General features: G+C 73.3%; 10 protein-coding genes. 6 read left to right on the forward strand and 4 right to left on the reverse strand.

Annotated features, from left to right (window positions below; all coding sequences use genetic code 11):
• Positions 1-5: 5 nt before the first annotated feature.
• Positions 6-1,559, reverse strand: a complete 1,554-nt coding sequence (locus tag ACQP2H_RS05560) for a gluconokinase (protein WP_308291029.1) — start codon at positions 1,557-1,559, stop codon at positions 6-8.
• Positions 1,560-1,798: 239 nt separating this feature from the next.
• Between ACQP2H_RS05560 and ACQP2H_RS05565 the strand changes: the two genes are divergently transcribed.
• The gene (locus tag ACQP2H_RS05565; RefSeq protein ID WP_219467546.1) at positions 1,799-2,890 is read left to right on the forward strand and encodes a hypothetical protein; all 1,092 of its coding nucleotides are present in this window, start codon (positions 1,799-1,801) and stop codon (positions 2,888-2,890) included.
• Between the two features lie 89 nt (positions 2,891-2,979).
• Positions 2,980-3,366, forward strand: coding sequence for a membrane protein insertion efficiency factor YidD (gene yidD, locus ACQP2H_RS05570; RefSeq protein WP_219467551.1), 387 nt, complete (start codon positions 2,980-2,982; stop codon positions 3,364-3,366).
• Between the two features lie 58 nt (positions 3,367-3,424).
• On the opposite strand, the gene ACQP2H_RS05575 is transcribed toward yidD, so the two are convergent.
• Complete coding sequence (locus tag ACQP2H_RS05575) at positions 3,425-3,643, reverse strand: hypothetical protein (protein WP_255597905.1); 219 nt, start codon at positions 3,641-3,643, stop codon at positions 3,425-3,427.
• 145 nt (positions 3,644-3,788) lie between these two features.
• Between ACQP2H_RS05575 and ACQP2H_RS05580 the strand changes: the two genes are divergently transcribed.
• Together ACQP2H_RS05580 and ACQP2H_RS05585 are read left to right on the forward strand one after the other, a co-directional pair.
• Positions 3,789-4,514, forward strand: a complete 726-nt coding sequence (locus ACQP2H_RS05580) for a TetR/AcrR family transcriptional regulator (protein ID WP_219467557.1) — start codon at positions 3,789-3,791, stop codon at positions 4,512-4,514.
• 95 nt (positions 4,515-4,609) lie between these two features.
• Entirely contained in the window at positions 4,610-5,773 is a 1,164-nt protein-coding gene (locus tag ACQP2H_RS05585) for a phosphotransferase family protein (RefSeq protein WP_219467560.1), read from the forward strand.
• Positions 5,774-5,825: 52 nt separating this feature from the next.
• Here the strand turns inward: ACQP2H_RS05585 and ACQP2H_RS05590 are convergent, their stop codons facing one another.
• Entirely contained in the window at positions 5,826-6,194 is a 369-nt protein-coding gene (locus tag ACQP2H_RS05590) for a VOC family protein (RefSeq protein WP_433231418.1), read from the reverse strand.
• A 159-nt stretch (positions 6,195-6,353) separates the two neighbouring features.
• On the opposite strand from ACQP2H_RS05590, the gene ACQP2H_RS05595 reads away from it, so the two are divergent.
• Positions 6,354-10,673: an AAA domain-containing protein gene (locus ACQP2H_RS05595; RefSeq protein WP_433231421.1), complete on the forward strand. Its 4,320-nt coding sequence runs from the start codon at positions 6,354-6,356 to the stop codon at positions 10,671-10,673.
• A gap of 23 nt (positions 10,674-10,696) precedes the next feature.
• The gene (locus tag ACQP2H_RS05600; protein WP_433231424.1) at positions 10,697-11,695 is read left to right on the forward strand and encodes a trypsin-like serine peptidase; all 999 of its coding nucleotides are present in this window, start codon (positions 10,697-10,699) and stop codon (positions 11,693-11,695) included.
• A gap of 138 nt (positions 11,696-11,833) precedes the next feature.
• Here ACQP2H_RS05600 and ACQP2H_RS05605 read toward each other — a convergent pair whose 3' ends face one another.
• Positions 11,834-14,896, reverse strand: coding sequence for a DUF3427 domain-containing protein (locus ACQP2H_RS05605; protein WP_433231427.1), 3,063 nt, complete (start codon positions 14,894-14,896; stop codon positions 11,834-11,836).
• Positions 14,897-14,992 lie beyond the last annotated feature (96 nt).

Consider the following 14,992-nt stretch of genomic DNA (forward strand, 5'->3'; position numbering starts at 1 on the left):
GGCGGTCACATGGGTGCGGGGGTGGGCGGTGGCTCCGCCGGCAGGCTGGGGGCCAGCCGGCGCAGCGACGCGAAGGTGGGCACCAGCGCGTCGTACAGCTCGGAGTGCAGGGGGAGCAGGGCGGCGTAGGTGGCGGCGGAGGCCGGCTCGGGGCGTACCGTCTCGTCGATGCGGACCAGGTCGGCGGCGACGTCGATGGAGTCGATCAGGCCGAGCGCCTGCATGCCGAGCAGCGCCGCGCCGAAGCTGGAGCCCTCGTGGCCGGCGGGGAACCGCACCGGCATGCCGAGCGCGTCGGCGAGCATCTGCCGCCACAGTGGACTGCGGGCGAAGCCGCCGCTGGCCCGCACCTCGCGGACCTCGTTGCCGGCCGCCCGGACCGACGCCAGGACCAGGGCGAGCTGCTGGCACACCCCCTCCAACGCGGCCCGGACGAGATGCTCGCGGCGGTGCCCGTGGGTCAGCCCGACGTACGCCCCGCGCGGCAGCGCGCTCCAGTGCGGGGCCCGCTCGCTGAGCAGGTACGGCAGCATGATCAGCCCGCCGGAGCCGACCGGGGCGGTGGCGGCCAGCGCGAGCAGTTCCTCCTCACCGTGCTCGCCTAACTCGGGGGCGAGCGCGTCGCCGGCCCACTGGAGCACGATCCCGCCGTTGTTGATCGCCCCGCCGACGACCCACCGGTCCTCGGTGAGCGCATAGCAGAACACCCCGCCGAGCGGGTCGACGGCGGGACGTTCGACGGCCACCCGCATCGCCCCGGAGGTGCCGATGGAGCAGGCGACGACGCCGGGGCGTACCGCGCCGAGACCCAGGTTGGCCAGCGGGCCGTCACCCGCGCCGACCACGAGCGGGGTGTCGGCGGGCAGGCCGGTGGCGATGGCGGCGCGGGCGGTCAGCCCCGGCAGCACGGTGGTGGTGGGGACGAGCCGGGGGAGCTGCTCCTCGGTGATCTGGGCGATCCGCAGCGCCTGCGCGTCCCAGGTGAGTTGGTGGATGTCCATCAGGCCGGTGGCCGAGGCGACCGAGTGGTCGGTGACCAGCGTGTCGGTCAGCCGCAGCAGCACGTAGTCCTTGATGCCGACCCAGTGGGCGACCCGTGCGTGCAGCGTCGGCTCCTGCTCGGCGTACCAGAGGAGTTTCGGCAGCGGGGCCATCGGGTGCACGGGGGTGCCGGTGCGCCGGTGCAGGGCGAGCCCCCAGGGGGCGGCACGCAGCCGTTCGGCCTGACCGCTGGCCCGGGAGTCGGCCCAGGTCACCGACGGGGTGAGCGGTACGCCGTCCGGGTCGAGGCCGATCAGGCTGTGCATGGCGGTGCTGAACGACAGACCGGCGATGCCGGTGCCCAGCTCGGTGACGACGGTGCGGATGGTCTCCACCACCGCGTCGAAGATGAGCTGGGGGTCCTGCTCGGCATAGCCGGGGTGCGGCTCGTCGAGGGGGTAGCCGACGGAGTGGCTGGCGAGCTGGTGGCCGTCGGTGTCGTACCCGACGGTCTTGGTGCTGGTGGTGCCGATGTCGACGCCGAGCACCACGCGGCGGCGCTGGTCCGGGCCGGTCACGGGTCCCCCTTGGCGTCGGCGGTGCGGGCGGTGCGGCCCGGCTGCGGCTGACGTTACCCACGCCGGCAGCACCCCGCACGGCGTCGGACCGGAAGGTGAGGCATCGTGCGGTGCGCCGCCCGGCGGGAAATCCATCCCCCGATCGGGTGGTAAATCGGCAATGCCGGGTCCGTCGGGCTTGTTCCTGCCGTTGAGCCGGGTGAACACCGGTTGGTGGCTCGCACGGCGGAGGGATCGGCGTGGCGATGACTGATTCGACGGGTTCCACCTGGCGCTACACCTGGGCTCGCCAGCAGAACGAACGACGGCGGCGGGTCTTCCGCACCGCCGAGCGGGCCTGGCGTCGCCGTGACGACGAACTGCGTCGGCTGCGGGCCCTCGCCGTCGGCCTGCGGGGCAGCGCGGCGGCCGGGGGCGGCCTGCCGCTGGCGTTGAGCCCCGGTGAGTCGGCGCTCTGGACGACGCCCGGCGTGCAGCTGGTCGAGCTGCGGCACACCACCGTGCTGCCCGCCCCCGACCTGGTCGTCGAGGCGGATCCGGGGCGGCTGCGCCACCGGTTGCCCGACGGGGTCCGGGTCACCGACGCCGGCATCGCGGTGGTCACCAACCGTCGGTTGGTCCTGGTCGGCGGGCGCGGCCGGCGCGACTGGGCGTACGGCAAGATGACCGGGCTGCTGCACGACCCGGCGGCCCCGGTGAGCCTGATCCAGGTCCTGGACCGGCGGCAGACCTCCGGTCTGCTGCTGCCGGCGGGTGTGGCGACCGAGTTCCGGTTCGTGCTGACCCTGGCCTTCGCCGACGCCATCGAGCAGCGGCCCGCCGTCCTCGCCCAGCTCGACGAGCTGATCGCCAGCCATGCCGAGGCCACGCCGTTCCGGCCGGAGATCGCCACTCCCGCGCAGGCCCGGATCAGCGCCCGGATCCCCGGTGGTCGGCGGACCGTCGCGGTGGCCGCCGCGCTGACCCTGGTGGTGCCGGCGGTGCTGGTCGAGTCGGACCCGCCGGCTTCCCCGGAGGTGGCGGCGGCGGCCACCGCCGCGCCCGGCCCCGTCCCGGCGCGGACCCGACCCCCGTCGCCGGCCCCGTCCCCGTCGGTGGTGCGGGAGCGACGCTGCGGGGCACCGGCGAACCCGATGGGGTACGACTACTGCGGCGGCGAGCGGGTGCGTAAGCCCGACCACCGGGTCTGCGACTGGTTCGACTGTGTGCCGCAGTTCTGGGCCGGGCGGGGTTACCTGGTGTCGTGCCGCGACGGCGCGGTCAGCCTGACCGGCGGCCAGCCGAAGCCCTGCGCCGGCCACGACGGGGTACGCCGCACCGTCCACCACTGATCCACCGGGGCTAGCGGTGTCAGGCCCGGGTCGCTACCGCTGCTTCGGCCCATCGGCCCCGACAGTGGGACTGGCGCGGCCGTCGCATCATGTACGGCGTGATCCATTTCAAGCGTAAGCAGCGCAAGAAGAAGCGCGACTGGTGCGATGCCGACTGCGACGGTTGCGACGGTTGCGACGGCCTGCCCTGCTGCGACTTCGGCCTGTTCTCCCTGCTGCTCACCCTCGGCGCGACCACGGCCCGGGTGAGCCGGGCACCGGTGGTCGACCGGGCGGGCCGGGCGGCGATCCTCGGTTACCGGCGGTGGTTGTCGCACCGCTGGCCGGGCCAGTGCCGCTACACCCCGACGTGCAGCGCCTACGGCCTGACCGCCGTCGAACGGCACGGCCTGGCCGTCGGCGGCCGGATGGCGGCGGACCGGCTGCGCCGCTGCCGGCCGGGCGTCCCGCGCGGCACCCACGACCCGGTCCGCTGACCGTCCGGTGGCCCCGCCGCCGACGGGCACCGGCTGCTGCTGACCAGCCTGGCCCGCCTCACGCCGTCACGTCGCGGTAGACCTCGACGTCGTAGATGAGCCGGACGGGTTCGCCGTTGGTGGTGCCCACGAAGACCGGTTCGCCGGCAGGGGTGCGCCCGCGCCGCCACACCTCGGCGCGGGCGGCATCCCGGGATTCGCGATGGACCTTCCCGGTCCGGTGCAGCTCCACCACCCGGCGGGCGGTCTGCCGGTCGCTGTCCAGCTGTATCCGCATCAGCGGCACGGGGTGCCACCGTCCTTCCTGGAATCGCCACTGCCCGCCGAGGGGTCCGGCGGGTCCGGCTCAGGCAGTTCCTCTAACGCTGAACATTTAACTTAACGGCGTTAACTCAACTGAGCACTGTACTAGGCTGCTGCGGGTGGACGCGACTGAATTGAGTGGGGCTTCCGCCGAGCGGCACGGCGGCCGGTCCGATGCCAGGGCCGGCGCGGTCTGGCTGCGCGCGGAGCCGACCCGCAACCGCCGGGCCACCCCGCTGACCCGGGAACGGATCGTGACGGCGGCCGTCGCCCTGCTCGACCGGCACGGCATCGACGGGCTGACGATGCGCCGGTTGGCGGAACACCTGACGGTCACCCCGACCGCCCTCTACTGGCACGTCACGACGAAGGAGGACGTCCTCGACCTGGCCGTCGACCACATCTTCGGCGAGGTGCCACTGCCGGCAGCCGGCTCCGACTGGCGGGACGACGTACACCTGCTGACCTCGGGGTGGCGGGCGGCCATGCTCCGCCACCCCTGGGCGCCCGGCCTGATCGGCCGGCCGATGCTCGGCCCGCACGTCCTCGCCCGCACGGAGTTCCTCCAGTCGGCGCTGGTCCGCGCCGGCTTCACCGGCCTCGACCTGGCCGTCGTCACCCGACTGGTGGCCAACTACGTGATCGGCGCCGCGCTGACCGAAGCCACCTGGCACCAGACCGGCGACCCGGAGGTACGTGCCGAGGCCCGCCGGCACCTCGTGGCGAACGCCGCCAGCTACCCCACCCTCACCGCCTCCGGGCACCTCGACGATCGACAGTGGAGCGACGACGACCTCTTCCGCCGGGGCCTCGACGTCATCCTCGCCACCCGACCGGGAAGCTGACCGCAGCATCCCGGTCGTCGGACGGACCACCGGCGGCATACGGACCGGCGGTATTCCGCTCGCCTGTCGCGTGGACCGCCGCTACCGTCCGGGGCATGTCCCGCACCATCCGACTCGTCCTGGTCGACCCCGCCGGCCGCCTCCTCGGCGCACTGCCCGACTTCGACGTGCCGGTGCCCTGGTGGCATGACACGACGGCGGTCGTCGCGGGGGCCCGCGCCGCGTACGGCGTCGAGGTGACGGTGCTGCGGCTGCTCGCCGGGCAGCGCGGGCGGCCACCCGGGGGCCACGTCAGTTACCTGGCCGAGGTGGCCGGCCCGGTGCGCGTACCGCTGCTGCCGGCGGAGGCGGTGCAGCCGGCGGCGCATCCGCTGCGCGCGCCCTACGCGCAGCCGGGCGGGCCGGCGGCGAGCCTGGCCTGGGCCGCCGCGCAGCTCGACCGGCTGGGTCGGCCGGCGACCGTGTCGGCCCAGGAGCGCACCTGGAACCTGTCGGCGGTATGGCGACTCGACGGGCCGCACGGCACCGCCTGGCTCAAACAGGTGCCGGTGTTCTTCCGGCACGAGGCGGCGGTGCTGCGGCTGCTCGCCGGCGACCCGGCCACCCCGACGCTGCTCGCCGCCGACGACGAGGGGCGGATGCTGCTCGACCACGTGCCGGGGGAGGACCGCTACGGCGCCGACCCCGCCGAACGCGCCGCGATCGCCGTCGACCATCACGCCCTCCAGGTGCGCACGGTGCCCACCGTCGACGGGCTCGTCGCCGCCGGCGTGCCGGACCTGCGTGGTGCCGCCCTGGCCCGGTGGCTGCGCGCGAAGCTCGCCCCGCACCCCGCCGCCGACCCGCTCGTCGCCGGGCTGCAGGGGCGGCTCGACGAGGTGGCCCGGTGCGGGCTGCCCGACACCCTCGTGCACGGTGACCTGCACCCCGGCAACGTCCGCGCCGACGGGTCGCGGTACACCATCATCGACTGGGGCGACGCGTTCGTCGGTCACCCCGCCTTCGACATCCTGCGGCTGACCGAGCAGCTGCCCGCCGGGCCGGCCGCCGCCCTGGTGGCCGACTGGTGCGCACGCTGGCGGGCCGACGTGCCCGGCTGCCGGCCGGAACGGGCGGTGGCGCTGCTGCGGCCGGTGGCCTGGCTGCGAATGGCGGCGGTGTACGCGATGTTCCTCGCCGGCATCGAGCCGAGCGAGCGGATCTATCACGACCGGGACGTGCCGGAGAACCTGGCGCTGGCGGCGGCCGAGCCGGGCTGACCGCCAGCGCGTCGGGCCCGGTAGTCGTGGGTCGGAGGTCGGAGGTGGACCGTCACTCCGGCCGGTGGCAGACCGCCTCGACGTTGTTGCCGTCCGGGTCGCGGACGAACGCGCCGAAGTAGGTCGGGTGGTATTCCGGCCAGACCTTCGGGGCGTGCAGCACCTCGGCGCCGGCCGCCACCGCCGCGTCGTGGAACGCCCGGACGGCGGCCCGGTCGGCGGCGGCGAAGGCGATGTGCGCCTCGTGGGCCGGGCCGGACGTCGTGGTCGGACTGAGCCAGAAGTCGGGCCGCTCGACGCCGTAGCCGACCACGTCGCCGTATTCCAGCATCCGGCGGGCGCCCAGCGGGGCGAGGACGGCGTCGTAGAAGGCGAGGCTGGCGGGGATGTCGCGGGCCTGGATGCCCAGGTGGTCGAGCACGATGGTCTCCCTCGGGTGTGGTTGCCGGCCCAGGCTAGAACGGACCTCCGACAACGGACCACCGACACGGTCGCGGTCAGGAATGCCGACCGGAGGTCCCGTCCGGGAGGAATTCGCCGGTAGGGTGCCGGGGACCGCCACAGCCAGCAAAGGTGCCGCATGCTCCCCCGCGCCACGTCCGACACTGAACCGCCCGCGCTGATCCTGGAGCGCACCACCGCGCTGGTCGACTACCTGATGGCGGTCCGCGCCCAGCTGGAGAAACCGGTCCGGACGGTGCCCACGGCGGACGCGCTCTGGCAGCACGACCTGCCCGAGCACCCCGACTGCCAGGTGGGCGTCTCGGCCGACGGGGTGAGCTGGCTCCAGGTCGGCCTGCCGGCGGCACCCCGGCGACTGAAGACCCCCGTCGAGTTCGTCGCGCACCTCGCCGACACCCCGCCCTACCCGGCCGAGCCGAGGTTGACCGGCGACGAGGAGACCCTCGCACGGCTGCGACCCCGCTTCGAGCAGTGGCGGGAGCAGGACTGGCGGCCCTGGGCCGAGCAGGCCGCCCGCACCGACCGGGTACGCCAGCTGCACCGCGCCCTGTTCGACCTGATGCACCGGGTCGACATGACCGCCGCCAGTCACGAGCTGGTCTGGGGTCACGGCGTCATCCGCGTCGAGGTCGCCGGACACCGGGTGCAGTACCCGCTGGTGGTGACCCCGGTCGCCGTCGAGTTCGACGCGGACCGGTCGGTCGTACGGGTCGTACCGCAGGGGCCGGCCCGGTTGCAGACCGACCCGCTGACCGGCCTCGACGAGCGTTACCTGCGCCAACTGCTGGCCCTGGCCGGCGTCGGCGGGCAGCTCGACCTCGACGTCTGGGCCGACCTCGACCGGCGGGAGTTCTTCGAGCGGGCGCTGCGCCGCCTCGGCCACGACCCGGTGCTGCGCGACGCCGACGCCCCCGCCCCCACCGGCGCGTACGTGCACGACACCGGGGTGTTGTTCGTCCGGCCCCGGCAGCGGATGCTGCGCCGGTTCCTGGAGGAGCTGCGGGAGCGGCTGCTGGCCGGCGACACCACAGGCATCGGGGCGCTGGCCGCCATCCTCGCCCACGAACCGAGCCGGCTGGAGATGCCGCAGGACCAACCGCAACGGTGGCAGCCGCTGGGTGAGCGGCTGCTCATGCCGTTGCCCACCAACGAGGCGCAGGAGTCCATCGCCCGACGGCTGGCCCAGCACCGCAACGTCGCCGTGCAGGGGCCGCCCGGCACCGGCAAGACGCACACCATCCGCAACCTGATCTGCCACCTGATGGCGCACGGCAAGCGGGTGCTCGTCGTCGCCCAGAAGGAGGACCCGCTGCGGGTGCTGCGCGACGGCCTGCCGCCGGAGATCCAACCGCTCTGCCTGGCGGTGCTCGGCCGCTCCGCCGACCAGCTCGTGCAGCTCCAGCTCGCCGCCCGGGAACTCTCCGACCGGGGCGCCACTCTCGACCGTCGCGCCGAGCAGCAGCGGGTCGACCGGCTGCGCCGGCAACTGGAGGAGGCCGAGCGGGACCTCGGGCTCGCCCTGGCCGGCCTGCGCGCGCTGGCCGAGCACGAGTCCGCCCGCTACGGCATCGACGGCATCGCGCTGTCCCCCGGCGACGTCGGCGCCTGGCTGCGGGAACGGGCCGACCGCTACGGCGACATCCCCGACCCGCTCGCCCCCGACCTCGACGCCCCGCTGACCGGCGAGGAGTTCAGCGAACTGCTCGACATCGCCCGGCGTACCCGGCGATCCGACCGGGCCCAGGCGCTGCGTCAGCTGCCGACGGCGGCCGACCTGCCGACCGCCGAGGCGATCCGGGCCGACCGCCACGAGCTGGCCGCGACCCGGCGCGAACTGGACCGGCTCGCCGACGCCGGGGTGCTGGTAGCCGAGGTGCGCGCCGTCGGGCAGCCCGCCATGGAGCAGCTCGGCGGGCAGCTGCGGGAGGCGCTGACCCTGCTCACCGAGCGGGAGGGGGCGTGGACCGACCGGCTCGGCACCCTGTTGCAGGCCGACGCCAACTGGCGGATCCGGTGGGAGGATCACGTCGCCGCCAGCCAGCAGGCGCTCGCCGACCTGGCCACCGCCGCCCGGGTCGTCGCCGGGCACGAGGTCACCGTCGCCGAGGTCCACCTGACCGAGCCGCGCCGGTTGCTGGCCCTGCTCGACGAGCTGCGGCAGCGGTTCGCCGCCGGCAAGGGCGTCAGCAAGCTCTTCCAGGGCACCCTGGCCCGGATCGCCACCGAATGCCGGATCGACGGCGAGGTGCTGCGCAGCGCCGACGACGTCGACATCGTCGTCGCGTACGTCACCCGGCGTCGGCTGCGGCAGGCGCTTGCCACCCGGTGGGCGCAGTGGCGGGCGTCGCTCGGGCTGCCGGCCGAGGTCGGCGACGAGCCGGAGTACTGGACGGGCCAGCTGCTCACCGCCGCCGCCACCGCGCTGGACTGGGACCGGCGGCGCTGGCCGGCCCTGCTGGGCGTCGTCCGCCGGGTGCTGCCGCGCACCGAGCACACCATCGACGTACGCCGGCTGACCGCGCTGATCACCCTGCTCGGCCGGGCCACCGCGGTGTACGCCCACGACGAGCTGGTCGCCGAGGAGCACCGGCTCGACGCGCTGCTGCAACACGGCATGTCCGGCGTCGACGCCAGCGACCTGTGGCGGCTGCTCGACCACAGCTACCAGGGCGACCTCGACGGCTGGGACGCCTTGCTCGACGAGGTGCGCCGGCTCGCCGCCCTGCGCCCCGAGGCGCAACGCCTCGCCCAGCTCACCGACCGGCTGCGACCCGTCGCCCCCGACTGGACCGCCCAGATCGAGGACGCCACCGCCGCCGCCCTGCACGGCACCGGCGCGGACTGCCTCGACCGGTGGCGGTGGCGGCGGGCGCAGACCTGGTTCGACGAGGTCGTCGGCAGCGTCGACCCGGTCGCCCTGGGCCGGCGCGTGGACCGCACCCGGGAACGCATCCGGCAGCTCACCAGGGAACTCGTGGTCGCCTCCGCCTGGTTGGAGGTGTCGCTGGCGTTGGACGACAGGCGGCGGGCCGCCCTCGCCGACTGGACCACCGCGCTACGCAAGATCGGCAAGGGGACCGGGAAGAACGCCGCCCAGTGGCAGGCCCACGCGCAGAAGGCGATGACCGCCGCCGTGGACGCCGTACCGGTCTGGGTGATGTCCGTCGACCGGGCCATCGAACAGTTCGCCGGGGGCGCGCGTTTCGACGTCGTCATCGTCGACGAGGCGTCCCAGGCGGACCTGTTCGCGCTGCCGATCCTCAGCCTCGCCGAACGGGCCGTCGTGGTCGGCGACGACCAGCAGATCGGGCCGCAACTCTCCTTCGTCGGCAGCGTCACCGGCCTGATCAACTCACACCTGGTCGACGTGCCGTCGGCCGAGCACTTCGACCCGGAGAGCAGCCTCTACGACCACGCCGTCCGCCGCTCGCCCGAGCGGATCCTGCTCACCGAGCACTTCCGGTCCGTGCCGGCGATCATCGGGTTCTCCAGCGACACCTACTACGGCGGCGAGATCGAACCGCTGCGCACCGACCGGCCCGCCGGCATCGGCGACCCAGTCGTCGCCGTGCACGTGCCCGAGGGCATCCGCCAGGACCTGCCCACGTACGGCAACGTCAACGTGGCCGAGGCCGAGGCCCTCGTCGCGCGGGTCGCCACGATCGTCGCCGACCCGGCGTACGCGGGCCGCAGCATCGGCGTGGTCAGCCTGCTCAGCACCAGCGGGCAGGCCCTCTATCTGCTGGCCCGGCTGCGGGAGCAGATCGGCGAGGAGGAGATGGAACGCCGCCGGCTGCGCGTCGGCGACTCCTACACCTTCCAGGGCGACGAACGTGACGTGGTGCTGGTGTCGACGGTCGTCTCCCCGCACCAGGGGGCCGTCTCCGCCTTCACCAAACGCGACCACCACCGCCGGGTCAACGTCGCCGCCTCCCGGGCCCGCGACCAGCTCTGGGTGTTCCACTCCGTGCAACCCGACGACCTGCGCCCCGACGACGCCCGAGGGCTGCTGCTGCGTTACTGCCAGAACGTCACCACGGCCGAGGAGTCCTACGACGACCTGGAGCGGCGCTGCGACAGCGACTTCGAACGCGAGGTGCTGCGGCGGATGCTGCGTCGGGGGTTCCGGCCGTTGCCGCAGTTCCGGGTCGGCTCGTACCGGATCGACTTCGTGTTGCCCGCGCCGGACGGGCGGCGGCTGGCGATCGAGTGCGACGGGGACGCCTACCACGGGCCGGAACAGTGGGAGAGCGACATGCGCCGGCAGGCGGTGCTGGAGCGGGTCGGCAACTGCGTCTTCGTGCGGATCCGGGGCAGCGTGTTCAGCCGCGACCCGGAGGCGGCATTGGCACCGCTGTGGCAACGGATCGAGGAGTTGGGCATCGGCACTCCTCAGGCCGTCGAGCGGGAAGGCACGTTTCCACAAACGTCTTCCTGACATTCCAGTCCTACGTTTCCGCCATGACATCGAAGCCAACTTCTGGTCGGCGTAGTCGTATCGCGGGCGCGGTCGTCGCGCTGGTGACGGCGACACTGGCCGGGACCGCCCAGCAACCTGCCGCCGCCGCTCCCGGCCCTGTCGCCATCCACGGCGTGGCCGTCACCGCAGCCGAGCGGCAGGCGGTGCTGGCGTACTGGACTCCACAACGGATCGCGGATCTGAAGACCCCGTCGGCGCAGGTGCGGCCGGTGGCGAAGCCGGACGGCGCGCCCTGGACGGGGGCGGACGCCGTGTCGCGTACGGTCGGCAGGCTCTTCTTCACCGACCACGGCGAGGACACCAGTTGCACGGCGACGGTGCTGGACAGCGCCAACCGCAGCACGGTGGTGACCGCCGCGCACTGCGTGAACAACACCGACCTGATCGGTGAGGACAACCAGTGGTCGGCCAACGTGTTGTTCATCCCCGGCTACCGGGACGGCCGTGCGCCGTACGGCAGGTTCGTCGGCCGGCTGTCGGTGGCTCCCTCGACATGGCTGCTCAACGACCAGATCGAGAGCCTGTACGACTCGTACGACCAGGCGTTCGTGGTGCTCCATCCGAACAGTGACGGACGTCGGGTGCAGGACGCCGTCGGCGCTGCCCAGCGGATCGGCTACGACGTGCCCGGCGCGCGGGTGGTGCACCAGTTCGGCTACCCCCGGGCCAGCTCGGACGAGACCCGCCAGGGGCTGCCGGAGTACACCGGTGAGCGCCTCGCCTACTGCGCCGGCCGGGCGGTGGAGCAGCAGGCGACCGAGGAGTGGCCGGAGCCGCCCGGCCAGTGGGGCACCGAGTGCGTGATGGGCGGCGGCTCCAGCGGCGGCCCACGGTTTGCGACCCTCGACCGGCGCACGGGGCTCGGCATCGTGGTCGGCGACAACTCCCACGGCTATCTCCCCGAGAAGCGTTACCTGGTGGGTCCGCAGTTCAGCACGGCGATCACCCGCCCACTCTTCGAGCGGGCGCAACACAGCTGATCCGGGCCGGACAGGCCGGGCACCGGGCAGCCCACCTCGCCACGGGCGTGGGCGCCCGGTGCCGACGGCCACCCCTCCGCCGCGCGAGGCAGGTGATCCATGGTTCCTCGACGCCACCGGACGGTCTGTCGTCGCCCCTCAGGCGGCGATGGTGCGGGCCGCCGCGTACAGGTCGGCCGGCAGCGGGCTCGCCAGCTCCCACACGATCCGCATCGGCCGTTCCCCGCTGTGCTGCTGGTAGGTCATCGGGCCGGCGTACAGGTAGGCCGGTGCGCCGAGGTCCCGGTCCGGCACCCGGGTCTCGCGTACGAACAGGTGCACCGTCGAACCCCGTGCCGCGTGGTGGATGTAGCGCTGCCCGGTGGGCGAGGCCGCCGAGGTGGTGCTCTGCGACTCCCACTGGAACAGCCGCTCGGTGATGGCCCGGTCGGCGTACATGGTGGTGGGGGAGTAGTGCTGTTCCGACTTGACCAGGGTGACGAAGAACAGGTCCGCCTGTTCGGCCTCCAGCCACTTCACGCCCTCCCGCAGCGACCCGGGGTTGGCCATGCCGAATGCCGCGCACGCCTCGTTGCGGCTGTAGCGGGCGTGCACCCGCAGCGCGCCGACCGGGGCGGTGACCCGGTGGATGCGGTCCCGCAGCACCTCGGCGAGCTGGCGCAGCTCGGCGCAGCGGGCCGGCGTCGCCCAGAGCCGTTTGAGCTGATCCTCCCGGGCGGTCAGCGGCACGTTAGGACCCCACAGGTCGAAGTGCAGCATGTTCCACAGCCGCCCGTCCGGCGGCGGGTAACCGGCGGCGACCCGGGCCAGCAGGTCGAGCCGATCGACGTCGTCCAGGTGCAGCATCCGACCGATGGCCCGGCCCAACTCCCGGTCGTCGCGCCCGGGAACCGTGGTGTCCAGGCCGGCGAGCCGCCGCAGCCCGGCCCACCCGCCGACCGCCGCCGACCGGTAGACGTCGGCCACCTCAAGGCCGGTCTCCCGCAGGAACTCGGCGAGGCTGACGTCGCCGAGCTGCCGCAGCTCGGCCACCAGGCCCTTCTTCGAGGTGGGCAGGGCCGTGCGGAGGTTGTCGAGCACGATCTCCTTGGCGACCCGGTCGAGTTGCACGTGGCAGCCGCTGGGCAACGACGGGAAGTCCTGCTCCACGGCCGCCCTGATGGCCCGACGGCTGACCCCGGTCAGCGCCCGCCACCGCAGGTCGAAGCGGAAGTTGGCGTGCTGCCCGCCGATGAAGTCGAGTACCGTCAGGCAGGGCTTGTCGTCGTCGAGGCGCAGCCCACGGCCGAGCTGCTGAAGGAAGATGGTGGCGCTCTCGGTGGGCCGCAGCATCAGGATCGTGTCGACCATCGGCAGGTCGACACCCTCGTTGAACAGGTCGACCGTGAACAGCACCCGCAGCTTCCCGGCCTTGAACTCCCGCAACAGCCCGTCGCGGGCCGCGCGGTCCGCCCGCGAGGTCACCGCCGCCGACGGTACGCCGTGCCGGGTGAACCAGTCGGCCATGAACTCGGCGTGCCCGATGCCCACGCAGAACCCGAGCGCCCGCATCCGGCCGGTGTCCACGGTGTCCCGGACGGCCTTCAGGATGATCCGCGCCCGCGCGTCGTCACCGGTGTAGACGCCGTCGAGGTCGGCCAGGTCGTAGCCCTGGCCGCGCCGCCACCGCAGGTGCGACAGATCCGTGTCGTCGTGTACCCCGAAATACTGGAAGGGTGCGAGCAATTGCCGCTCCAACGCCTCCCACAGGTGCAGCTCCACGGCCGCGCGCCCGTCGAACCACCGCCGCACGTCGCCGCCGTCGGCCCGGTCGGGCGTCGCCGTCAGCCCCAGCAGTACGCGCGGCGCAAGCCGCCCCAACAACCGGGCGTACGTCGGCGCTTCCGCGTGGTGGAACTCGTCGACGATCACCATGTCGTACGCCCGGGGGTCGATCTCCCGCCGTTGTAGCGACTGGATGGAGGCGAAGACGTGCGTCCAGCTCGTCGGCACCTGACCGCCCACCAGCGTCTCGCCGAAGCTGCCGTCGCCCATGACCTGCCGGAACGTCGACAGGCTCTGCCGCAGGATCTGCTCCTGGTGTGCCACGAACAGCAACGAGTCGACGCTTCCGCTCTTGCGTAGGCGGCGGTAGTCCAGGGCGGCGACGATCGTCTTGCCGGTGCCGGTCGCCATCACCACCAGGTTGCGGTGCCGGCCGTGCACCTGCCGCTCCGCGTCCAGGTCGGCCAGGATCTCCGCCTGGTACGGGTAGGGCCGCACCTCCAGGTTGGCGATCTGCGTCGGCGCGTCGGTGCGGCGTTCCCCGCTCAACGCCCGCCGCAACCGCTCGGCGTCCCTACCCGGGTCGTACGCCTCGAACGCCGGGTCGTTCCAGTAGTCCTCGAAGGTGGCGGTGAACGTGTCGATGACGTGCGGCTGCTCGACGTTCGAGATCCGGACGTTCCACTCCACCCCGTCGATCAGTGCGGTCCTCGACAGGTTGCTCGACCCGACGTACGCGGTGGTCAGGTCGTGGTGGCGGCGGAACAGCCACGCCTTGGCGTGGAGTCGGGTGGTCCTGGTCTCGTAGGAGACCTTGACGTCGGCCCCGAGTTCGGCGAGCCGGTCGAGGGCGCGTTGGTCGGTCGCGCCCAGGTAGGTGGTGGTGATGACGCGCAGCTTGCCGCCGCGCTGGATCAGCTCACGGATGGCGGGTTCGACGACCCGCAGGCCGTACCACTTGATGAACGCGCAGAGCAGGTCGACGCGCTGCGCCGACGCCATCTCGTGGTTGACCTCGTGGCCGATGCGGGGCTGGTGCCTGCCGTTGACCAGCAGCGCGCCGGTGGAGAGCGGGGTGGTGGGGCGCTGCGGGAAGGCCGGTTGTGCCGGGGGTGTGGGTGGGGCGGCGATGGCGTGCAGGAGGTTGCGGGCGTCGGCGATCTGGTCGTGCTGGTCGGTCGCGGCGGGGCTGAGGGTGGCGATGGCCTCGGCGATGCGGTTGGTCAGGTCGACTTGGTGGCGGAGCTTGTCATCGCCGTTGGGGACGGCCTGCAGGGCACGGCTGATCAGGGCGGCGAGGTGACGGGTGAGGGGGTGGTGGGAGTCGGCGGGGTCCAGGGGGTGCTGCTGGACGTGGGCCGGGTCGAGGTGGTGGAGGTGGGCGGCGAGCTGGCGGGTGATCAGGTGCTCATAGGTGCCCGCCGCAAGCCCGTCCATGACGGTGGAGGTTAGCGCGTCCGTGTTCGGTACTCGGTCATGCCGATGTGAGTACGTCACGCCTACCCTGCCCAGACCTCAGTGTGACGTCGGCCG

It is taken from the genome of Micromonospora sp. CA-248260, assembly GCF_050942205.1.
GTDB classification, from domain to species: domain Bacteria; phylum Actinomycetota; class Actinomycetes; order Mycobacteriales; family Micromonosporaceae; genus Micromonospora; species Micromonospora antibiotica.

What these genes read in the sequence shown, in the direction of transcription:
- ACQP2H_RS05605 (WP_433231427.1), bottom strand. Translation starts at nt 14,896, where the DNA reads ATGGACGGGCTTGCGGCGGGCACCTATGAGCACCTGATCACCCGCCAG.
- ACQP2H_RS05585 (WP_219467560.1), top strand. Translation starts at nt 4,610, where the DNA reads ATGTCCCGCACCATCCGACTCGTCCTGGTCGACCCCGCCGGCCGCCTC.
- ACQP2H_RS05595 (WP_433231421.1), top strand. Translation starts at nt 6,354, where the DNA reads ATGCTCCCCCGCGCCACGTCCGACACTGAACCGCCCGCGCTGATCCTG.
- yidD (WP_219467551.1), top strand. Translation starts at nt 2,980, where the DNA reads ATGTACGGCGTGATCCATTTCAAGCGTAAGCAGCGCAAGAAGAAGCGC.
- ACQP2H_RS05575 (WP_255597905.1), bottom strand. Translation starts at nt 3,643, where the DNA reads ATGCGGATACAGCTGGACAGCGACCGGCAGACCGCCCGCCGGGTGGTG.
- ACQP2H_RS05600 (WP_433231424.1), top strand. Translation starts at nt 10,697, where the DNA reads ATGACATCGAAGCCAACTTCTGGTCGGCGTAGTCGTATCGCGGGCGCG.